This is a genomic window from Microcoleus sp. MON1_C1, from assembly GCF_036701945.1.
GTDB lineage: Bacteria > Cyanobacteriota > Cyanobacteriia > Cyanobacteriales > Microcoleaceae > Microcoleus.
In genome coordinates, this window is sequence record NZ_JAUBRO010000009.1 from 32,079 (window position 1) to 54,316 (window position 22,238).

The 22,238-nt window shown below is 46.6% G+C and carries 13 protein-coding genes; 10 read left to right on the top strand and 3 right to left on the bottom strand.

Going from position 1 to position 22,238, the window contains the following annotated elements; all coding sequences use genetic code 11:
- The first annotated feature begins 24 nt into the window (after positions 1-24).
- From QUA62_RS06980 to QUA62_RS06990, 3 genes are read left to right on the top strand one after another with little or no spacing between them, the layout of a single operon-like run.
- Positions 25-2,385, top strand: a complete 2,361-nt coding sequence (locus QUA62_RS06980; RefSeq protein WP_333403219.1) for an FHA domain-containing protein — start codon at positions 25-27, stop codon at positions 2,383-2,385.
- 59 nt (positions 2,386-2,444) lie between these two features.
- Positions 2,445-2,936, top strand: a complete 492-nt coding sequence (locus QUA62_RS06985) for an SRPBCC family protein (protein WP_333403220.1) — start codon at positions 2,445-2,447, stop codon at positions 2,934-2,936.
- A complete protein-coding gene (locus QUA62_RS06990; RefSeq protein WP_333403221.1) occupies positions 2,933-3,382 on the top strand; it encodes an EVE domain-containing protein in 450 nt (149 codons plus the stop codon). The genes QUA62_RS06985 and QUA62_RS06990 overlap by 4 nt, the downstream gene beginning before the upstream one ends.
- A gap of 175 nt (positions 3,383-3,557) precedes the next feature.
- On the opposite strand, the gene QUA62_RS06995 is transcribed toward QUA62_RS06990, so the two are convergent.
- Positions 3,558-4,598, bottom strand: coding sequence for a glucokinase (locus tag QUA62_RS06995; RefSeq protein ID WP_333403222.1), 1,041 nt, complete (start codon positions 4,596-4,598; stop codon positions 3,558-3,560).
- A 208-nt stretch (positions 4,599-4,806) separates the two neighbouring features.
- Complete coding sequence (locus QUA62_RS07000) at positions 4,807-6,867, bottom strand: amylo-alpha-1,6-glucosidase (protein WP_333403223.1); 2,061 nt, start codon at positions 6,865-6,867, stop codon at positions 4,807-4,809.
- Between the two features lie 316 nt (positions 6,868-7,183).
- Between QUA62_RS07000 and treZ the strand changes: the two genes are divergently transcribed.
- From treZ to QUA62_RS07035, 7 genes are all read left to right on the top strand, one after another.
- Positions 7,184-9,013, top strand: a complete 1,830-nt coding sequence (gene treZ, locus QUA62_RS07005; protein ID WP_333403224.1) for a malto-oligosyltrehalose trehalohydrolase — start codon at positions 7,184-7,186, stop codon at positions 9,011-9,013.
- Between the two features lie 227 nt (positions 9,014-9,240).
- The gene (treY, locus tag QUA62_RS07010) at positions 9,241-12,036 is read left to right on the top strand and encodes a malto-oligosyltrehalose synthase (protein WP_333403225.1); all 2,796 of its coding nucleotides are present in this window, start codon (positions 9,241-9,243) and stop codon (positions 12,034-12,036) included.
- A 544-nt stretch (positions 12,037-12,580) separates the two neighbouring features.
- Positions 12,581-14,494 (top strand): molecular chaperone DnaK, encoded by a 1,914-nt coding sequence (dnaK, locus tag QUA62_RS07015; RefSeq protein WP_333403226.1) that lies wholly within the window; start codon positions 12,581-12,583, stop codon positions 14,492-14,494.
- 198 nt (positions 14,495-14,692) lie between these two features.
- Positions 14,693-15,205 carry a DUF4112 domain-containing protein gene (locus QUA62_RS07020; RefSeq protein ID WP_190663856.1) on the top strand — a complete coding sequence of 171 codons (513 nt, stop codon included), beginning with the start codon at positions 14,693-14,695 and terminating at the stop codon, positions 15,203-15,205.
- A 722-nt stretch (positions 15,206-15,927) separates the two neighbouring features.
- Positions 15,928-16,536, top strand: a complete 609-nt coding sequence (locus QUA62_RS07025) for a PadR family transcriptional regulator (RefSeq protein WP_333289174.1) — start codon at positions 15,928-15,930, stop codon at positions 16,534-16,536.
- A gap of 268 nt (positions 16,537-16,804) precedes the next feature.
- Positions 16,805-18,676, top strand: a complete 1,872-nt coding sequence (locus QUA62_RS07030; RefSeq protein ID WP_333403227.1) for an efflux RND transporter periplasmic adaptor subunit — start codon at positions 16,805-16,807, stop codon at positions 18,674-18,676.
- A gap of 149 nt (positions 18,677-18,825) precedes the next feature.
- Positions 18,826-22,032, top strand: coding sequence for an efflux RND transporter permease subunit (locus tag QUA62_RS07035; protein ID WP_333403228.1), 3,207 nt, complete (start codon positions 18,826-18,828; stop codon positions 22,030-22,032).
- Here the strand turns inward: QUA62_RS07035 and QUA62_RS29335 are convergent.
- Complete coding sequence (locus QUA62_RS29335) at positions 21,949-22,185, bottom strand: hypothetical protein (protein ID WP_445301644.1); 237 nt, start codon at positions 22,183-22,185, stop codon at positions 21,949-21,951. The two genes, QUA62_RS07035 and QUA62_RS29335, sit on opposite strands and share 84 nt — an antisense overlap.
- Between the last annotated feature and the right edge of the window lie 53 nt (positions 22,186-22,238).

Here is a 22,238-nt window from a genome sequence, read left to right on the forward strand (position 1 = left end):
GAGTGCAAAAACCGCGATTGAAGTATGACAGGCAATATAGGACAACTGACTGCTTTAAGCGATCGACCATATATAGTATTAAGCAATCAAGGCGAGGTTTTACAGTTAGAGTTAAAACAGCAGCAGCACGTATTGGGGCGCGATCGCACTCGTGCTGATTTAGTCATTCCCGAACCCTGGCGCGCAGTTTCCGGCGTTCACGCTGTTTTGCGCCAAATAGGGGATAATTACTGGATTTACGACGGTGACGGGCAGCGGCCGAGCACTAATGGCTTATTTGTCGATCGCACTCGCATCACTCCCAATGACGGTTATTGTCTGAAAAACGGCACAGAAATTAAAATCGGTCTCGATCCTCAAAATCAAGTTTTGCTGAGTTATTTTAATCCGCTGGCGAATCAGGTTGCTGCCCCTAGCAAGCAGTCAATTCTTCTTAAGAATCGGTCGGTTTTGTTGGGCCGCGATCCAAACGCTTCGCTGCAATTAGATGCGCCACTTGTTTCTAGACGCCACGCCACAATCGACCAAGACAGTCGCGGTAATTATATTTTGCGAGACCACAGCGTTAACGGGGTTTTTGTTAACGGTCAGCGAGTGACAAATTCTGTACAGTTGTCCGAGGGAGATGCAATTCGGATCGGCCCGTTTACTCTAACTTACCGCAGCGGTGAGTTGCAGATGCAAGACTCGGGCCATCAAATTCGTTTGGATGCTGACAGTCTGGTGATTCCGAAGCGTTTGGATAACATCACTTTGGCGATCGAACCGGGGCAGTTTGTGGCTTTAGTCGGCGGTAGCGGTGCGGGTAAATCTACTTTAATGCGGACGCTTTTAGGCATCGAAAAAACTACTAACGGCGCTGTGTTTCTCAATGGCGACAACCTACGCCAAAACTTCAATATTTACCGCAATCAAATCGGTTACGTGCCTCAAGATGATATTGTGCACGCAGATTTGACAGTTGAAGAAGTCTTGAGTTATGCAGCTAAATTGCGCTTACCTCCCGATACAGATGTCAAGCAGGTAGTCGCAAAAACTTTAGAAGATATTGAAATGACTCACCGCCGCAAGGCTTTGGTAAAACAGCTTAGCGGCGGACAGCGGAAGCGGGTCAGCATCGGAGTTGAACTGTTAGCAGATCCGAAACTTTTCTTTTTAGACGAACCGACTTCAGGACTCGATCCGGGTTTGGATAAGAAGATGATGCAACTGCTGCGAAAGTTGGCAAATCAAGGCCGGACGGTGATTCTGGTGACTCACGCGACGGCAAATATCACGATGTGCGATCGTATTGTTTTTATGGGTCGCGGCGGACGCCTTTGTTACTTCGGCCCGCCTAGGGAAGCCCTCGATTTTTTCGATGTCAAAACTGGCGATTTTGCAGACATTTACAACGAATTAGAAACAGGAGAAACCAACGTTCAAAGCTGGGCAGAAAAGTTTAATAAATCTCCCTACTATCAGCGCTATATAGTCAACCACTTCAGCATCGGCAACCCCGGTGGAAAAACACCCTCTGCACCTTCTGTGCCAAAATCTGTATCTTTTGTCAAACAACTCGTTCTGCTAGCCCAGCGCTATTTTCAGCTTATTTCCCGCGACTTAGTTAACTTGAGTTTAGCTCTTTTGACAGCGCCGATTGGCATTAGTTTGCTGCGGCTGGCCGTCAGAGATAAAGACCCGTTAATTGGAGCGCCGGAGGCAACTTTAGCACCTTTAGCGCTCAGAGTTTTATTTGTATTTACCTGCGCGGCGATTTGGGTAGGACTGGCAACTTCTCTGCAAGAAATTGTTAAGGAATCTGCTATTTATCTGCGCGAACGTTTGGTCAACTTAGGATTGTTCGCTTATTTAGGTTCAAAAATTTTTATACTTTCTGGTTTGGCAGTATTGCAAACGCTGTTAATGGTAGGAGTTATTCTGATTGCTTTTAAATCCCCCGAACCGAGTTTTATCTCCTGGCCAGTGGGAGCAAGTATTACCACATTCCTAACTTTAATGAGCTGCTTAAGCCTTGGATTAGTCGTTTCCGCGATTGTTAAAAATAGCTCTCAAGCTAATAGCGCTTTGCCTCTCTTATTGCTGCCTCAGATTATTTTTTCGGGAGTTTTGTTTAAGATGGAAGGTGCGGCGAGCACATTTTCTTGGCTGATGTTAAGCCGCTGGTCTGTGGGTGCTTACGGCTCTTTAGTTAATGTGAATGGGATGGTTCCCGCGCCTACCACATTACCGGACGGGAGTACGCTTCCTCAGCCGTTTGAGCCTACTCCTGTTTACGATCCAACTTGGGAGAATTTGAGTTTAAATTGGGGTATTTTGTGCGTCCATATTTTCGTTTATTTGATGTTGACTCTGTGGTTGCAGAAGCGGAAGGATATTTTATAATTAAAATTACGCACTTTTAACTCACAGTTCATTATCAAATCAGATGGGGGGAGGAATAAATGTTAGTTAAAACCAACGCATTAGTAGAAATCGCTGCATCGCCTGAAGTAGTCTTTGATTTTGTTACCTCCCTGTCAAATCTACCCAAAGTCTTTCGCGGATATGGCCCAATTCCAGCAATTATTAAAGCTGAAATGGCAGATGGAGGAGAGATGCGTGAAGGCGGCGTGCGGCGGATAGAAAATTCCGACACTTCGGTGATTGATGAAGAAATCATTACTTTCAAAAAACCAGAAAGACAAACCTACCGACTGGTTAGAGGGTTTAAGTTTCCGATTTCTCTACTCATTGAGTCGGGTGGCGGAGATTGGAATTTCACTGCTACAGCAAAGGGAACTCGGATTGATTGGGAGTTTTATTTTATGCTGACTTCTCCGGTATTCTATCCGCTTGGGTTGTTGCTAGTTCAGGTTTTTATGCAAAAAGCTATGCAGCAGTGTTTAGATAATATTCAAGAATATTTGGCTAACCCAAGCGAAGAGATTGTATGAATTATTGGCTAATGAAGTCGGAACCAGATGTTTATAGCATTGCGAATTTGAAGCACGATCGCACTTCCATTTGGGATGGTGTTCGCAACTATCAAGCGCGCAATTTTATGCGAGAAATGAGTCGGGGAGATTTAGTATTTTTTTACCATTCTAATACTCAAATACCGGGAATTGTCGGCTTAGTGCGCGTCGTTGAAACTGGAATTGCTGACCCAAGCCAGTTCGATATGAATAGCGAATATTATGATCCTAAATCGCAGTTAAATGCTCCTCGCTGGCAAACTGTGAAAGTGGAGTTTGTTGAGGAGTTTCCTAAGTTAATATCTTTGGATGAACTGAAAAAAAAGTTTAGTGCTGATGAAATTTTGCTGGTGAGAAAAGGCAATCGGTTATCGGTGATGCCGGTGTCTGAAGGTGCTGCTGAGAAGATTTTGAAGATGAGATAACTATAGCTAAGTAGGGTGCGTCAGCTACTTTTATTTGCGCCACAAGCCCATAATTTTAGAACTGACGCACCGGGTAAAAATCGGTGCGTCAGCATGATACTTTTCGTGCTAATTGTGAATTTCAAGGCTGACGCCGCCTACTGCTGGGGATTGGGGCGGTCAAATTTTCAATCTCCTAAAGACCGGCCGCACAAACAGCCGCACCAATTAACCCTACATTGGGATTCAAAACCAATCGAACAGGCATCATTTCTAACAGCGAATCCATCCGACCTTTGTGCGTAAACGCTCGCATAAAACCCCCTTCTAGAATCAGCGGCATAATCTTAGCAGCAATGCCGCCAGCTACGTACAAACCGCCGTAAGGTAACAGTGTCAGAGCCAAATTTCCGGCCACCGCACCGTAAGCTTCTACAAACATTTGCATTGTTTGTTCCGAAAGCCGATCGCACTTTTTGAGTGCCGCCTGTGCAATTGTCGCCCCCGGATCGACACTCTTCTCGCTTTTACCGATTTCTGACTCCCATTTTTTGATAACTTCCCCTATCTCCGGCGATTCAGGAGCAAACTTTCTGTCCCGCAAAAACTGGTAAATTGAAACAATCCCTTGTCCCGAAACTACACGCTCGATCGATATTCGGGAAATGTCGTGTTTTGCTAACAAATATTTCAGCAATTGAAACTCCAACTCCGAACGAGGAGCAAAGTCACCGTGCCCCCCTTCCGAAGAAAAAACCCTGATGCCATTTGCCTCGGGAATTCCAAAACAATTTCCCAAACCAGTACCCGCACCAATCACAGCAATTGGGTCGTATTGGCGGGGTTTTCCAACTTGCAAAGTGTGCAAATCTTTATCGTCCAAAGCCCACACGCCGTAGCCAACCGCGACAAAATCATTAATTAAACTAACGTGTGATATTCCTAATTCCTGTTCCAGACGCTTCGCATCCAGCATCCAAGGCAAATTCGTCAGTTTGGCAGTGTTGTTAACCACCGGGCCTGCGATCGCAAAACAAGCTTTTTCAGGCAATGGCGCCAAATCCAATTTCGTAGCAGCTTCCCTCAAAAACTGCTGCACCATCGGCACTAAATCGGGAAACTCCCCGCTCGGATAGCGAAACTCGTAAAGAGCGTTCATTTCACCGTTAACAGTCCTTTCCACTAACCGCAAAATTGTCTTAGTTCCGCCAATATCGCCCGCTAATAATAATGCCATAAATCTCCTATTTAATTAGTAGTTGTCTTGATTTTGTTGCCGAATAACCCACCTAGTTTATAGCAATGATAGGCAGATTGGTGAACTCTTTTTTTAAACGAACCGCAGAGGTGCTCTTGACGCAGAGAAAGAGAACAGACAGAGAAAGAGAGATTCTCTTGAGGGCTTGAATTTGCGATATTACCAACTGATTGATAACACTACTAATTTAAACACCCACAGTATTAATTGCCAACCAAGCCCGCAGCACCTCAGCCACAGTCCAAGCTTGAGCCGTGCAGCCCCGAGGCGAGTGAGGGGCGTCGCCCTCAAAAATTTCGCCCAGACTGCCAACTCCGCCGCCCCTTATATGATGTGCCATCGGTTCGAGGAATTCGCGAGCTTGTCCTGGGTTTTTGTATACGTGTAAGTGCGCCAAGACAAATGGGCCAATCAGCCAGCCCCAAACTGTGCCCTGGTGGTAGGCGCTGTCGCGCTGCAATTGGTCGCCTCCGTATGCGCCGCGATATTGCGGGTGCTGCGGCGAGAGGCTGCGGAGGCCGACAGAAGTTAGAAGCTGTTGAGCGCAGGCGTCCACCACGCCACGCTGCTGGATGGGCGTCAGTAACGGTGTATAGCGGGTTTCTTGGCGCATCCCCGCTGACAAGGAGTTGGCAGAGTGAGGAGGAATCGAGTCTAGGGGCAGGGAAACGGCGAATATCTGGTTGGGCCGCAGGGAGCTATCGTGTCCGTCGGGGCCGTCGAGAACGTCGTAACAGTAACCGGTTGAGGCGTTCCAGAAGCGAGGGAATCCGGCGGCTGTTCGATCGCCCAATTGCTGGTATTCATTGTGAGGCTTGCCCAGTTTTCGAGCAAAACTTGCCATAGCTTGTATAGCATTGTACCAAAGCGCGCTGAGTTCGATCGGCTTACCAATCCGGGGTGTCACCACCCACTCGCCGATTTTCGCATCCATCCAAGTCAGTTGCACGCCGGTTTCGCCCGCGTAGACTAAACCGTCATCGGGATCGACGCGGATGTTATACCGAGTAGCCTGCAAGTGCCAGTCAACAATCTCACATAACACCGGCCAGAGTTCGGTCAAAAGTTCGTCGTCTCCCGTGGCATCGATATAAGCGCGAATTGCCTCAAAGTACCACAGCGTGGCGTCTGCGGTGTTGTATTCCGGTTCGCCGCCCGCATCCGGGAAGCGGTTCGGCAGCATCCCCCGATCGACATACCGCGCAAATGTCCGCAAAATCGATCGCGCAATTTCCCATCGCCCGGTACAGATTGTGAGGCCGGGTAGGGCGATCGTCGTGTCGCGCCCCCAGTCGCTGAACCAGGGATATCCGGCGATGATCGTTTTGCCTTGGGGTTCCTCCGGTAGAGGGCGGCTGACGATAAATTGGTCGGCGGCGAGCACTAAGGTATTGATCCAGTCGGGAGATTCGCTCACTTTTGACCAGTTGTGCAGCAGTTGTTGGTCATAAGTGTGACGCCATTCTAAAGCTGTACCGCCGTTGAGTTCGGGATTTTTCTCGGTGCTAGCTATCAATGTGAGAGAACTTCCCGGTGCGATCGTCATGTGAAAAGTCGCCGCGTGCAAGTGATCCTCGCAGTAATCCAATCCGCGCCGCTTTTCTGCTGCCAAGTCAAATCCGTAGTACCAATTGTATAAGGGCGCAGAGACTCGGAATGTAGCTTCTGGTGCGGCATCTGTCAGCAGGTACAGCGGCGCCGCCTTGGGAAATGCAGTCACGCAAACCCCACGTTCCAAGGTTTGTAGGCTCATGTGCCAGTCGCAGGCGCTCGTCGTGTGGTGGTAGTCGCGGTAGTTGACTAGGGCTTTGACAGCGAGGGCGATCGGTTGTGAGGCACGGTGCAAGCGGTATTGAATATATGTTGTGTTAGCACCTTGCTGCATCCAAATCCGCTTTTCCAGGATAGCGTCGCCGAGAGCAAACTTCCAAACAGGCGTCGTGCCTTCGAGGTGAAAGCTTTCGATGTAGTTGTAGCCGTGGGGTTCGATCGCCGCGTCGGCCCAGCGGTTTGTATAAAGCGGATAGGCGCGATCGTCATACACAGCCGTCTCGTCCAGCTTGGCGAGCATCAAAGTGCGTCCCAGCGGGGGTTTGAGGGCGGCTACCAGCAGGCCGTGATAGCGGCGGGTGAGGAGATTTGCGATCGTCCCGCTAGCGTAACCGCCGATCCCGTTTGTGACCAACCACTCCCGAGACTCCGCCGAGTCGAGATTGCAGCAGATTTCCCGTCCAAAAGCCATAACCATAAAATCCACACTCTCGCTGATTTTTGACCTACCTTTAGGTAGATTTTCGACATGATATCAACCAGAAATATTAACGCTTCCAGACCGTTAATTTGGCGATCGCCCCCGTGCCGATTCCTGCTCTAATTTAGACATAACCAACCGCTAATTTTGCCCACTACACAATTTTAGCCTTTGATGCCTCTGTCTAAAGTTAGTTGTTTGTGATATTAAGTAATATTACCGTCTAAACAGGCGCTGAACGTTAAGGGCAAGCATTTGATAGCGCGTCGGGCGATCGAACTACCAACCTATTTTATAAGGAGAACAACTCAAAGTGAAGATAGGAGCAAATTACCTCGGCAACAACCAATGTAAATTTACCGTTTGGGCGCCCACAATCAAACAAATAGCAGTCCAAATTGTTTCCCCAACAAAACGCCTGATACCGATGCAACAATCCGCAGAAGGTTATTGGGAAACCACAGCTACAGACATCGAACCAGGAACCCTTTACACCTACCAAATCGAAGGAAAAACCGACCGACCAGACCCAGCCTCAAAATATCAACCCCAAGGCGTACACGCTCCGTCGCAAGTAATAGATGAAAATATTTTTACTTGGACTGACACAAATTGGCAAGGCGTGCCGCTAGCCGAAATGATTATTTACGAACTGCACGTCGGCACATTCACCCAAGCCGGAACATTTGAAGCAATAATTCCCCAGCTAAAACAACTTAAAGAATTGGGAATCAATGCCATCGAAATAATGCCAGTAGCCCAATTCCCCGGCGAGCGAAACTGGGGATATGACGGCGTATATCCCTACGCCGTTCAAAACTCCTACGGCGGCCCCGAAGGCTTCAAAACACTCGTCAACGCCTGCCACGAACACGGCATTTCAGTAATTCTTGATGTAGTTTTCAACCACCTCGGCCCCGAAGGAAACTACCTCCGTGACTTCGGCCCTTACTTTACATCAAAATACGGCTCAGTTTGGGGAGATCCCCTCAACTTCGACGATGCCTACAGCGACGGCGTGCGTAACTACTTTATTGAAAACGCCCTTTACTGGTTTCGAGACTATCACATCGACGCCCTGAGATTAGATGCAATTCAAGCAATATTTGAAGTAAGTGCAAGACCGCTTTTACAAGAACTATCCGATGCCACAGCCGATATTTCCCAAGAACTAGGACGGCAACTTTACTTAATAGCCGAAAGTGACTTAAATGATGTCCGCACTATACGTCCTAAAGAACAGGGGGGCTTCGGATTAGACGCCCAATGGTGCGATGATTTCCACCACGCACTGCACGCCTTGCTCACTGGAGAAGACGACCGATACTACCAAGATTTCGGCAAGTGCGAACACTTAGAAAAAGCCTTCAAAGAAAGCTTTGTTTACTCCGGCCAGTACGCCCCCCACAGAAAGCGGAGACACGGCAATTCTGTTAAGGATGAACCGGGTCATAAATTTCTGGTGTTTGCCCAAACCCACGACCAAATCGGCAACCGCATTTTGGGAGACAGACTCTCCAAATTAGTTGACTTGGAAGGATTGAAACTTGCAGCCGGCACAGTCTTAATTTCTCCCTACATTCCATTCTTTTTTATGGGAGAAGAGTATGGAGAAGAAGCACCGTTTTTTTACTTCATTTCCCACTCGGACGAAAACTTAATTGAAGCTGTCCGCAAAGACAAACAACAAGAATTTAAAATCTTTGAAGGTCGAGGCGAGTTTAATGACCCCCAGAGTCCTGAGACTTTCAATAAGTGTAAGTTAAACTGGGAAAAACAAACCGAAGGCAAACACAAAATCCTTTGGGAATGGCACCAACATTTGATTCAACTGCGGCGGACAATACCAGCCCTTAAAAAACTCGACAAAAACAGTCTAGAAGTGTCCAGCATTGAAGCCGAAAAAATATTATTTCTACGCCGATGGACAGATGACAGCCAGATATTCTGCATTCTAAACTTCAACAGGCAAGAGGTAGCTTTTACGGCTGCACTTCCCCAAGGCAACTGGAACAAAATTTTAGACTCTGCTGATGAAAAATGGATGGGTTCAGGTTCTAGCTTGCCTGACAAGATAAATTCAGAGCAAGAGTTGACTGTTAAACCCCAGAGTTTCGCACTCTACGAAATAATACAGAAATAGTAGGTTGGGCGGAGCGAAGCGTAGGGTTCGCTGCCGCTCAACCCAACAACTGATTTTAGATTGGCGATTTGAGATTTTAGATGGGAGCAAAAATCTCAAATCTCACTTAAATCTCAAATTGATGGGTTTGGGCGGAGTGAAACGGAGGGTTCGTTTTCCACTCAACCTACTATTTCTAATTTTAAACAACAAACCCAACCAACTAATTAATTAGGAGTAAAATTAAGATGAGAATTCCCACAACCACTTACCGGCTTCAATTTCATGCAGGTTTTAACTTTGAAGCCGCCAAACAAATCCTGAGCTATCTGGAAGATTTAGGAATTACCGACGTTTACGCTTCACCGATATTTAAAGCCAGAAAAGGCAGCTCTCACGGATACGATGTCGTTGACTCAAATCTGCTCAATCCCGAATTGGGAACATCAGAAAATTTTGAAGCCCTCACATACGAAATCAAGAAACGGAACATGGGATGGCTGCAAGATATTGTCCCAAACCACATGGCTTACGACACTCAAAACTTGCTGCTGTTAGACGTGTTGGAACACGGGCCGGATTCCGACTATTTCGATTACTTCGATATTGAATGGAATCACGCTTACGAACATCTCAGAGGTCGAGTTCTGGCTCCGCTGCTGGGCAATTTTTATGGAGAGTGTCTGGAAAATGGCGAGATTCAACTCAAATACAGCGAAAATGGGCTGAGCATCAATTATTATAGCTTACAATTGCCAGTAAGAATTGAATCTTATGCTAAATTTATCAGCCATAATTTGGGGCATTTAGCCAGGGAATTAGGCAGACGCCATCCAGATTTTATCAAGTTTTTGGGGATTCTTTATTTGATTAAAAATACACCTTCAGAAACTAAAGGTAAAACCCGATACGATCAGATAGCTTTTGTCAAAGGACTGCTCTGGGAACTCTACAATCAAAATCCCCTTGTACAGGAATTCATCGATGAAAATATCAAAGTTTTTAACGGAGAAAAGGGAAATGCCGAAAGCTTTAATTTGCTAGACGAATTGCTTTCCGAGCAGTTTTACCGTCTGGCTTTCTGGAAAGTGGGTGCCGAAGAAATTAACTACCGAAGGTTTTTTACAGTCAACGAACTTATTTCGGTAAAAGTTGAAGAGGTTAAAGTTTTTCACAAAAACCATGCTCTGATCTTCGACATGGTTGATGAGGGAAAGTTTACCGGATTGAGAATCGACCACATCGACGGACTGTACGACCCCACAGAATATTTGAAACGGCTCCGGGAGAAAACCGGAGACACTTACATTACTGTTGAAAAGATTCTGGAACACGAAGAAGATTTGCCGTCATATTGGCCGATTGAGGGAACTAGCGGCTACGACTTTTTGAATTACGTAAACGGCGTTTTTTGTCGGTGCGATCGCGAACAGCAATTTAGCGAAATATATCATAGATTTACTCGCTTGACCGTTCCCTACGAACAGTTGTTTTTAGATAAAAAAGGGCTGATTGTTGAGAAAAACTTGGCGGGAGATGTAGACAATCTAGCTCAACTTTTGAAGAATATCTCCGGTCAATCGAGACAGGGAAATGACTTTACTCGTCCCGGTTTAGAAAAAGCATTGGCGGCTGTTTTGACGATTTTTCCAGTCTACCGGACTTACATCAATCAAGATGGTTTGAGAGAGTCCGATCGCACTTATGTAAAATATGCGATCGCTCACGCGAAAGAACAAGTACCGCGACTTCTCAAGGAACTTAAATTTATCGAAACGGTGCTGTTGCTGGAAGAAGAAGAAACCCTAACAACCGAACAAAAAGAGCAGCGCCGGCACTTTGTAATGAAACTCCAGCAGTTGACAGGGCCTTTGATGGCCAAAGGCGTTGAAGACACGCTTTTATACGTCTACTATCGGCTTTTATCGCTCAACGAAGTGGGAGGAAACCCCAGTCAGTTCGGCGTGTCGCTGGTAGATTTTCACGAGTTCAACAAAAAGCAGCAAGTCGCTTGGCCGCACAAAATGAATGCTACAGCTACCCACGATACCAAACGCGGCGAAGATGTGCGAGCTCGAATTAACGTTTTGTCCGAAATTCCCGATGAATGGGAACAGCAAGTCAAGTCTTGGAGAGAGCTAAACTCTTCTAAGAAAGTCAACTTTGTGAATCGAATGGTTCCCAGTACTAACGACGAATACTTCTTGTACCAAACTATGATCGGCACTTTTCCCTTTGAGGGAATTGAAAACACTGATTATGTCGATCGCCTGAAAGATTATGCCATTAAAGCCGTCCGCGAAGCCAAAGTTTATACGGCTTGGCTGAGACCGGATAACGACTACGAAGCTGGTTTTATGACCTTTATCGATAGTGTTCTCGAACCTTCGGAACAAAATCAGTTTCTCAGCAAATTTATACCTTTCTGCAAAAAAGTAGCTAATTACGGAATTTTCAATTCTTTATCTCAAACGCTGCTGAAACTCGCTGCTCCGGGCGTTCCAGACATTTATCAAGGGACGGAATTCTGGGATTTAAGCCACGTCGATCCGGATAACCGCCGTCCCGTTGATTTTGACCGCAGAATCGAGGTTTTGCGGGAAATTAAAGAGCAAGCTCAGACGGATATTTTGCAACTGGTTGAAGATTTGATTGCGACGCGAGAAGACGCGAGAATTAAGTTATTTTTGACGACAAGAGTGCTAGAAGCCCGAAAAAAATACTTGCAAGTTTTTCAATCAGGCGATTATCTGCCCCTGCAAGCAGTTGGCACGTTTAAAGATAACGTTGTTGCCTTTGCCAGAAGCTTTGAAGATACTACAGTTATTGTCATTGCTCCCCGGTTTTTCACGGGAATTGTCAAACCGGAAGAATTGCCGATCGGCAAACAAGTCTGGAAAGATACTAATTTGAAATTATCCGAGCAAATGCCGTCGGTTTGGAAAGATGCAATTACAAATCAGGCGGTAGAAAGTAACGGTACGTTGGCAATTGGTGAAGCTCTGAGTTACTTTCCTGCAGCTCTGCTGATCGGTGAAAAATAGCAATGAAAAGCTGGAAAATTCAAGAATTTTCCGAGATTCCCAGGAGGGGGACTTGAGGCTCTCCCTCAATAATATATTCCTTCCCAGGCACAGCCTGGAAGTAAACTGATAGGGACAGGGCATTGCCGTGTCCCTTTTCAGAATTGATATTAAACCTGATTTGAAGCCAAAAAACCGATCGCGCCTACCAACCAAACAAAATTTATACAACAAAGACGGCAAATACAACACAACGTATACGGTTTGCCACAATACCCGAATGGATCGCACACCGTACATTGGGAAGAGTAAAGAAAAGCAAAGCAGTCAACAACTGTAGCGGTGCAAGCCTCACGGATGCAACCGTCCCCCAACAGGTTCGGTAAATACCCCTTCATCGCAAGGTCTACCGCCCGCAGTATAGAGATCAGCACCCTATCGAAGACTGTATTAAAGCAGGACTCACTACCCGTAAACCGCGAGGTAAAATCGCAGTCCTGAATAACCAGACTATCGCACAGATAAAACACCAAAATTTTGTAGAGATTGGAGCCGGAACACCCCTATGGGAAAAGTAGTTGGAATTGACTTAGGTACGACAAACTCCTGCGTCGCAGTTATGGAAGGCGGCAAACCCACCGTCATAGCCAACGCCGAAGGGGGTCGCACCACACCTTCTGTAGTAGCATATGCTAAAAATGGCGATCAACTTGTCGGACAAATCGCCAAGCGTCAAGCCGTGATGAACGCCGAAAACACCTTTTACTCAGTAAAACGGTTTATCGGGCGTCGGGTTGATGAAGTAGCCCATGAAACGACTGAAGTTTCCTACAAAGTCCTCAAAGTTGGCAACAGCCTTAAACTAGACTGTCCCGCCCGCGGCAAGCAATTTGCACCAGAAGAAATTTCTGCACAAGTTCTCCGCAAACTCGTAGAAGACGCCAGCAAATACCTCGGCGAAACAGTTACCCAAGCGGTAATTACTGTTCCCGCTTACTTCAACGACTCCCAGCGCCAAGCTACGAAAGACGCGGGAAAAATTGCCGGTATAGAAGTGCTGCGGATTATTAACGAACCTACAGCAGCAGCTTTAGCTTACGGGTTAGATAAAAAGAGCAACGAAACCATCCTCGTATTTGACTTAGGTGGCGGTACTTTCGACGTATCTATTCTCGAAGTAGGCGACGGCGTATTTGAAGTGCTAGCAACTTCTGGAGACACTCACCTAGGCGGTGACGACTTCGACAAAAAAATCGTCGATTACATTGCTAGCGAATTCCAAAGAGCCGAAGGCATTGACCTCCGCAAAGACAAACAAGCACTGCAACGCCTGACGGAAGCAGCAGAAAAAGCCAAGATTGAGCTTTCGAGCGTTACCCAAGCAGAAATCAACCTGCCGTTTATTACCGCGACTCAAGACGGGCCAAAACACTTGGACACGACTTTGACGCGGGGCAAGTTTGAAGAACTGTGCTCGGATTTGATCGATCGCTCTCGCATCCCGGTAGAAAACGCGATCCGCGACGCCAAATTAGACAAATCGGCAATTAATGAAGTCGTCTTAGTTGGTGGTTCGACGCGGATTCCTGCGGTGCAAGAACTGGTCAAAAAACTCCTCGGCAAAGACCCCAACCAAACGGTAAACCCGGATGAAGTGGTCGCAGTCGGTGCAGCAATTCAAGCCGGCGTACTCTCTGGCGAAGTCAAAGACATCTTGTTGCTCGACGTTACCCCGCTGTCTCTGGGCGTCGAAACCTTGGGTGGCGTGATGACCAAAATCATTCCCCGCAACACCACTATTCCTACCAAGAAGTCGGAAACTTTCTCGACTGCTGTAGACGGCCAAACAAACGTGGAAATTCACGTTTTGCAAGGCGAACGGGAAATGGCGAATGATAACAAGGATTTGGGAACCTTCCGCTTAGATGGAGTTCCACCAGCCCCCCGTGGCGTACCTCAAATTGAAGTTACTTTCGATATCGATGCTAACGGTATTTTGAATGTAGCTGCTAAGGATAAAGGTACTGGTAAGGAGCAATCGATTAGCATTACTGGTGCTTCTACTTTGCCCAGCAATGAAGTCGAGCGCATGGTGAAGGAAGCCGAATCGAATGCTTCTGCTGACAAGGAACGTCGCGAAAGGATCGATCGCAAAAACCAAGCTGATTCTCAAGCCTATCAAATCGAGAAGCAGTTGGCAGAATTGGGTGATAAAGTTCCCGCTGCTGACAAAACTAAGATTGAAGGGTTGCTCAAAGACTTGCGCGAGGCCATCACCAGTGAAGATGACGATCGGATCAAAACCTTGACAACAGAGTTGCAGCAAGCATTCTACGCTGTCAGCAGCAACCTGTACCAGCAAGCAGGCGGCCCAACTGATGGCCCTGGCGGCCCTGGCGGCCCTGGTGGCTATGGAGACGGCGGCCCCACTGGCGGCGGCGACGACGTGATTGACGCCGACTTCACAGAAGGCAAATAGAAGGCTAAACTAAAAGCCCGTAGCTAGAAGCAAGAAACCCGGTTTTGAACAGAAACCGGGTTTCTGTTCATTCAAAAACAAACAAAAGCCGATCGGCTAAAATTACTAAAAATCTTGCTTGAGGCATATAGACAAAACTAGAATATGCTTTAATAAATCTCATCAACTAGCAGTAATAGCGCAACCGAGAGTAATTAAATGTCACGTTCTCCTATACAAAATTCCTCCGCAAATACTCCCAGCCAATCTCATGTTGCATCCTTGCGCCGAATCCGCCGGATCAGCCATTTACTAGACAATGCAATTCCGATTCCTGGCACAAAATACCGCATTGGACTCGATCCAATATTAGGACTAATACCGGGCGGCGGCGATTTAATCAGTTCAATTTTTGCCGGCTATGTCGTCTTGAAGTCTGCTCAAATGGGAGTGCCGCGAGAGACTTTAGTACAAATGGCTGCTAACATCGTGTTTGATACATTTGCCGGTACTGTACCCGTTGCCGGAGACTTGTTGGATGTTACTTGGAAAGCTAATGTCAAAAATATAGAATTGCTGGACGCTCATTTAGGTTCCCCTGAACCTGGGAAAAAAGCCGATTGGCTATTTGTGGCGGGGCTGCTTTTGGGTTTGATGTTAATTGTCGGAGGCGTGATTTTCTTGAGCGTGATGCTTTTTGGGTGGCTATTTCAAGTAATTACAGGGCGTTAATCTTTGGTTTGATTCTGAAGATAAAGCACTCTCTTTGTGTCATATTAATAGCATATAATCGGGGAAACTATTCCTTAAAAAACCCTCTTTGAGGATGATTAATAGCAGGGAAAAAATCTGAGTTTAACTACCCGTAGGCTGCGTTGCTTTTTTTTATTCCTAAACAAAGAGCGATAATTTTACATATCCGTACATTACAAACAGGGCGAGTGGAAACAAGCCCAAGACTTTTTTGCTGCAATACTTGAGAAAAATAATATCAGTATCAGCTACCAAAAAACAGGGGGTGCGAGCAATCTTCAATACATACTAAAATGTGTCAGCGTTTTAAAGTTCAATCAACCCATATTAAGAAAAGTTCGGAACCTCTTACCAAGAAGAGATATGTGGCAGAAATCGGCTCTGTTGAGCAAAGTTTATTAAAGCACTTATGAGACATCAAAGACCAGACAGCATCTCACTTTTGAAACAACTGAGATGCTGTCTGGTCTTTGACCGAAATCGAGGTGAATCCCCACTCTTGTTATATCTCAAATGGGTTTTATAATAAAAAGTAAAGCGATCGCCCTTTGTTGAACTCAAAAAATATATCTTAAAAAGATTGACAAATATTACTTAATATGATATGAGCTATAAATTTTATTTTAAACTCGGTATTGACCCGATCGCCCTTGAGTCCGATATAGTGATATAATCCAGACTATAATATCAAATTGATATAAATGCTTGAATTATCAGCCCTTGGGCTGCTACAGTTGCAACCCCTCCACGGCTATCGGTTAAAGCAACAACTGGAGCTGTTTATGAGCAGTTGCATCAGCGTCAACTACGGAGCGATTTACCCGCTGCTGAAGCGCTTGGAAGAGCGAGGGGAGATTTCGGTAATAGCCGAAGAAGCCGGAGATGCGGGCTGTCCGCGCAAAATCTACGGAATTACCGCCAAAGGGCGCGAACTCTGGCGGCAAAAAATGCTCGAACACCCTCAAGAAAGCTGGGTTAACAGTGGTTCCCGGTTCCGAATTAAGTTTTTCTTTTTTGGTAACTTAGAACCCGAAGAACGGCTGAAGCTATTGGAACACCGCTTGCGAGCCTGTTACACCCGGCAAGACTACATCGAAAGCCTCAAAAGCGAATATCCACTAACCGACGACTATCAATTCGCCTCTGGCGATCGCTGCAAGTCAGTGCTGGCGTCAGAGATAGAGTGGTTAACCGAGCAACTAGCCAAGGAAAGAAGCGCGATCTCCGGAGTGCGTGACTCCCTCACCTTCGCTGAATCCGCCGACTCCAAGGAAAAACGCTTCCAACTCACCCATTCAGGTGAGTCATAAGAAGGATGTGTAATCATTCCTGCCATCGTAACTTTTGAGAAATAACAAGACGCTTTCCTAAAAAGAATCACTCCCTGGCTTTGCTAACTGCGATCGGAGTAAAGCCCTGCACATACCCCAACCTCATTAAAAAGGTACTTTCCCGATTCCATCCTGTTTAAAATCCCTTGTCCTTATTCCCCCATGTTTGAGGGGGCGCCGGAGAATCAAATATTCCGCCCAAGTCTCAGTAAGTCAGAAGTTAAAAAAAATCTAAGTGGTGCTGCCAATGAGTTATTCTAAATCCCCAGAATCCGTCGTTGAAGCTGAAGAGCAAAAATCTGCCAGACCGGAACTGCACCCAACCGATGCAGACAGCGATCGAGCGCAGGATTTGGTCCCCCTTGCCGATCGCCCCCAACCTGTTGCCACACCGGAACTTCACCCAACCGATGCAGACAGCGATCTACCGCAGGATTTTGCCCCCCTTGCCGATCGCCCCGAACCTGTTGCTAAACGACGATCGCGCTGGCCCCTAATTGCCGCGCTCGCGATCGCCACAGGCGCAGCAGGTTTCGGCTGGTACTCGTGGCAATCGGGTCATAATCGCGCACAGCAACCGGCAGCAGCAGCCCAACCCCCAGGCATACCAGTCAAGCTCGCAGCCGTACAAACCAGCTCAGTCCAAGATTCCTCGGAATTTGTCAGCAGCTTAGAAGCCAAGCGTTCGGTAGAAATCAAACCCGAAGTAGAAGGGCTAGTCACGGAGATTTTTGTCAAATCCGGGGACTTCATAAACAAAGGGCAAGCCATCGCCCGCATGAAAAGCGACAGCGCCCAAGCTGACTTGAGGCAATCCCAAGCCAACCTGATTCGCGCTCAATCCCATTTAGCCGAATTGCAAGCAGGAGCCAGGCCCGAAGAAATCGCCCAAGCTCAAGCCCAAGTCGCCCAAGCCCAAGCCAACCTCGCCCAACTGCGATCGGGCTCTCGGCCAGAAGAAATTGGTCAAGCCCAAGCCCGCGTTAGCCAAGCTGAAGCCGACCTCGCCGACGCCCAAACAGGTAGCCTCTTAGAAGACATCGCCCAAGCCAGAGCGCAAATAGAGGCAAGCACAGCCGAAGCAAAATTAGCCAGCCAGCAGCTTGCCAGATATCAGGCATTGGCAAAAGAAGGCGCAGAATCCGCCAACACCCTCGAACAATACACCCAAAAAGAAGGCACCGCCAAAGCCAATCTCCGAGAAGCTCAAAGGCGGTTCGAGCAGCGGCAAAAGAACAGACAAGCCGAGATCGAGCGCCGGACAGCAGCCTTGCAACAGCAGCGGCAAGCTTTGCGACAATTGCAAAACGGTTCGCGCCCAGAGGAAATAGCCAAAGCCGAAGCAGAAGTCGCACAAGCCAAGAGCAGATTGGCGCAGTTAGCCAACGGTACTCGCCAAGAACAGATCGATCAAGCCCAAGCGCAAGTTGCCGAGGCCGCCGCTCAAGTGCGCGGCTTTGAAGTACAACTGCAAGAAACTGCTGTCATCGCGCCCTTCGCGGGAGTCATCGGCGACATACCAGTGAAAGTAGGTGATTACTTGCAAAAAGGTAACGCCATTGCCACCTTGACAGAGAACCAATTGCTAGACTTGCGGTTATCAATTCCTTTGGAAAGGCAGCCTCAATTACGCTTAGGGCTGCCAGTACAAATGCTCGACGCTCAAGGTAAGGCGATCGCCCAAGGTCAAATCAGCTTTATCTCTCCCAACGTCAGCGCCAATTCCCAAACAATTTTAGCTAAAGCCACCTTTCCCAACCCCACCGGCGAACTGCTTAATCTCCAGTTTGTAAAAGCTAAAGTCATCTGGAAACAGAACCCCGGAATTTTAGTTCCAGTAACAGCAGTCACTCGCTTAGGTGGAGAAACTTTTGTCTTCACAGCTCAAAAGCCAGAACAGCCACAACCTGGAGCGCCACCTTTAATAGCACGGCAAAAGTCCGTGAAATTGGGAGCCATTGAGGGGAATAATTATCAAGTTATCGAAGGTTTGCAAGCAGGCGAAAAAATTGTTACCGCAGGCATCCTTAACCTCACAGACGGTGTTCCGATTATGGCTCAACAGCCAGAGGTACCAGAAGGGAAAAAGACCAAATTACCAGTGGGTAGCAAAAATTAATAACTGAATCAGGATGAACAAGATTTTCAAGATTTACAGGATTAAATAGAGGGTGACTAAAATTAATCCTGTTCATCCTTAAATCCTTAAATCCCGAACACCATTAGCAATTACTCATTAGCCATCCGCAACTACCCATTACCCAAATAATGTTTGCAGATTTCTTTATTAAACGACCTGTCTTTGCTAGCGTCTGCGCCTTTATTATTGTTTTGATAGGCGCAATCAGCATTCCCACATTGCCGATCGAACGCTTCCCCGACATCAGCCCCACCCAAATCAACGTCACAGCCAACTATAGCGGTGCGAATGCTGAAGTTGTCGAAAATGCGGTAACAAACATCCTAGAAAGGCAAATCAACGGCATTGAAGGACTGAAATATCTAACTTCCAGTAGCACCAACAGTGGAACTAGCACCATTACAGCCACCTTTGATACTTCCCGCAACAAAGATATCGCCGCCGTCGATGTGCAAAATCGAGTTGCAGTTGCTCAACCACAATTGCCAGATGTCGTACAACGCACAGGAGTTACAGTTACAAAACAATCTAACAGCCTGCTGCTGGCTATAGGATTATTCACCGAAAATAAAGAATACGATACCATATTTTTAAGCAACTACGCCGACCTCTATTTAGCAGATACTTTAAAGAGAGTAAAAGGCGTGGGCGACGTGCGGATTTTTGGGGAAAGACGCTATGCTATGCGCCTGTGGATCGACCCCAATAAATTAGCTGCTCGTAATCTAACAATGCAAGATGTAACAAGAGCAATTAATGAACAAAACTTGCAAGTTGGTGTAGGACGAATTGGCCAAGAACCAGCTCCAGAGGGGCAAATGTATCAGATTGATTTGAGTGCAGAAAGTCGTCTCAAAAGCCCTACAGAATTTGAAGACATAGTTATTAAAAGCGAAGCAAATGGCACTTTAATTAAGTTAAAAGATGTCGGAAGAGCAGAATTAGGAGCAGAAAATTATAACTCTTTCCTGCGATTCCGAGGTAATGACGCGGTGGGTTTAGGGATTTACCAATTGCCAGGAAGTAATGCTCTAAATGTTGCCCAGGCCGTCAGAGCAGAAATGGCAAAATTAGCTAAAAACTTCCCTCCCGGGGTGATACATAGAACCGCACTAGATACGACTCAATTTGTCCAAGAGTCAATGGCAGAAGTAGTCAAAACTCTGTTTGAAGCAGTCTTGCTAGTGGTGATAGTTATTTTTGTTTTCCTGCAAGATTGGCGCACTACGATTATTCCCACCCTCACAATTCCCATTTCCTTGATAGGGACATTTGCCTTTATCAAAGCTTTCGGGTTTACGATTAACAGTTTGTCTCTATTTGGTCTTACCTTAGCAACAGGTTTAGTGGTTGATGACGCTATCATCGTAGTCGAAAATATTGACCGTCTAGTCCGCCAAGGTATGAATGCCCGCCAAGCAGCTTCCGAGTCAATGCGGGAACTTTTTAGTGCTGTAATTGCCACTTCCTTAGTATTGATGGCCGTGTTCGTACCAGTGGCATTTTTCCCAGGGACAACGGGAGCACTCTATAAACAATTTGCCCTGACAATTGCTTTTTCCGTTCTGCTTTCTACCTTTATGGCGGTTACTCTTACTCCCTCACTTGCCGCTATATTACTGCGCCCAGGTAAGAAGTTTGGCGGCCCGTTGGGTTGGGTGTTTAACCGGATTAATATTTTTCTGGATTGGACGCAAAAGAAATATAGAGATTCCTTAATATTCTTAACACGATTTAAAACCATTGTTACCCTGTTGTTTATCGCTTCTCTGGGATTCACAGCTTGGCTTTATTTAGCAGTACCGACAGCATTTATCCCAGAGGAAGACCAGGGCTATTTTCTGACAATTATTCAAGGGCCTCAAGGCGTTTCGCTGCAATACACCCAGCAGGTGATGGACAAAGTTGAACAAGAAATCCTCAAAGTTCCTGAAGTTGTGGGGACTTTTTCTGTAGGTGGCTTTGGTTTTAGTGGTAACAGTTCCAACCAGGGGATTATATTTACTACACTTAAAGGCTGGGAAGAACGTCACGGAGAAGATCAAACTGTACAAGCGATTATTGGTAAGTTGCGGGGTAAGTTTTTCTCGATTCCCGAAGCGAGAATTTTCCCCGTGAATCCGCCTGCAATTCAAGGTTTAGGTCAATTTGGGGGTTTCCAATATCAATTGCAAGACCGCAAAGGTAACAGCGGTTTAAATGGCTTAGTCCAGACTATGGGCGGGATTTTAAAGCAGGCAAATCAGACACCGGGATTGCAAGCGGTATTTAGTACGTTTGCTGCGAATACGCCTCAATTAATTGTGGAGGTTGACCGCAATCGAGCTAAGGCTCTAGATATTCCCATTAATGATGTTTTCAGTACGCTACAAACGGCTCTGGGGGCTCAGTATGTGAATGATTTTAATCTCCAGCAGCGCAATTATCGGGTGTATGTTCAGGCGGATAAACAGTTTCGTGATAACCCTGAAGATATTGGGAAATTGTATGTGCGTTCTGGAAAGAATGAAATGATTTCTTTGAGCAATTTGGTGAAGATCACTCCGGTGGTGGGGGCGCAAAGTGTTAACCACTACAATTTATATAGGTCAATTGAAATTACTGGCACTCCGGCTCCGGGAGCGAGTTCTGGACAGGCGCTAAAATCGATGGAAAAGGTGTCGGCTGAAGTTTTGCCGTCGGGTTTTGGCTATGAATGGTCGGGGAGTTCTTTAGAAGAAATTGAGTCGGGCGGTCAAGCACCGATTATTTTCGGTTTGGGGCTGATTTTTGTATTTTTGGTGTTGGCGGCTCAGTACGAAAATTATGTCGATCCTTTCATTATTTTGCTATCGGTGCCTCTGGCGATTTTAGGTGCTCTTTTAGCTCAGTCGTTGCGGGGTTTGGCGAATGATGTTTATTGCCAGATTGGTTTGGTGATGTTGATTGGGTTGGCTAGTAAAAATGCGATTTTAATCGTGGAGTTTGCTAACCAGTTACGGGAGCAGGGATATTCAATTGCTAAGGCGGCAGTTGAGGCTTCTCAAGAGCGTTTACGACCGATTTTGATGACTTCTCTGGCTTTCGTTTTGGGTATTGCTCCTCTGGTTAACCCAGAAGGTGCGGGTGCAGCGAGCCGCCGATCGCTAGGGAATGCGATCGCGGGGGGGATGGTTGTTTCTACTGTCTTGAGTTTGTTTATGGTGCCGGTTCTGTATGTGGTGGTTGTCTCGGCTCGCGATCGCTTTAGGAAGCGCGATGGATTAGACAATCTACCCAATGATGGCACAATAATTTTGAATGGAAAAACGACGGCAGGCGAGGAGGTTGAACGCGATAAAGTATCGCCGTTTTAGTTGGTAATTAGTTCCTTTAACTATCCCGTTAGTGGCTCTTTCTTCAAAATAGCCGACTATCTGTGTTACCGACTTTTTGATTGTTGCGACGCTGTGCGGCCAATCTCGGAGAATATTTTTTGTGCAGGTAGCGATCGCCCGATCGCGCTCCATCGTGCAATAATAATATGACTTGCACAAAAACTCTATTAGTAGGTAAATCTTGC

Bases quoted from the DNA above. Each gene is read 5' to 3' on its own strand.
- treY (WP_333403225.1), top strand. From the start codon at position 9,241: ATGAGAATTCCCACAACCACTTACCGGCTTCAATTTCATGCAGGTTTT.
- QUA62_RS06985 (WP_333403220.1), top strand. From the start codon at position 2,445: ATGTTAGTTAAAACCAACGCATTAGTAGAAATCGCTGCATCGCCTGAA.
- QUA62_RS07020 (WP_190663856.1), top strand. From the start codon at position 14,693: ATGTCACGTTCTCCTATACAAAATTCCTCCGCAAATACTCCCAGCCAA.
- dnaK (WP_333403226.1), top strand. From the start codon at position 12,581: ATGGGAAAAGTAGTTGGAATTGACTTAGGTACGACAAACTCCTGCGTC.
- QUA62_RS07025 (WP_333289174.1), top strand. From the start codon at position 15,928: ATGCTTGAATTATCAGCCCTTGGGCTGCTACAGTTGCAACCCCTCCAC.
- QUA62_RS07030 (WP_333403227.1), top strand. From the start codon at position 16,805: ATGAGTTATTCTAAATCCCCAGAATCCGTCGTTGAAGCTGAAGAGCAA.
- QUA62_RS07035 (WP_333403228.1), top strand. From the start codon at position 18,826: ATGTTTGCAGATTTCTTTATTAAACGACCTGTCTTTGCTAGCGTCTGC.
- QUA62_RS29335 (WP_445301644.1), bottom strand. From the start codon at position 22,185: ATGGAGCGCGATCGGGCGATCGCTACCTGCACAAAAAATATTCTCCGA.
- QUA62_RS06995 (WP_333403222.1), bottom strand. From the start codon at position 4,598: ATGGCATTATTATTAGCGGGCGATATTGGCGGAACTAAGACAATTTTG.
- QUA62_RS06990 (WP_333403221.1), top strand. From the start codon at position 2,933: ATGAATTATTGGCTAATGAAGTCGGAACCAGATGTTTATAGCATTGCG.
- QUA62_RS07000 (WP_333403223.1), bottom strand. From the start codon at position 6,867: ATGGTTATGGCTTTTGGACGGGAAATCTGCTGCAATCTCGACTCGGCG.
- QUA62_RS06980 (WP_333403219.1), top strand. From the start codon at position 25: ATGACAGGCAATATAGGACAACTGACTGCTTTAAGCGATCGACCATAT.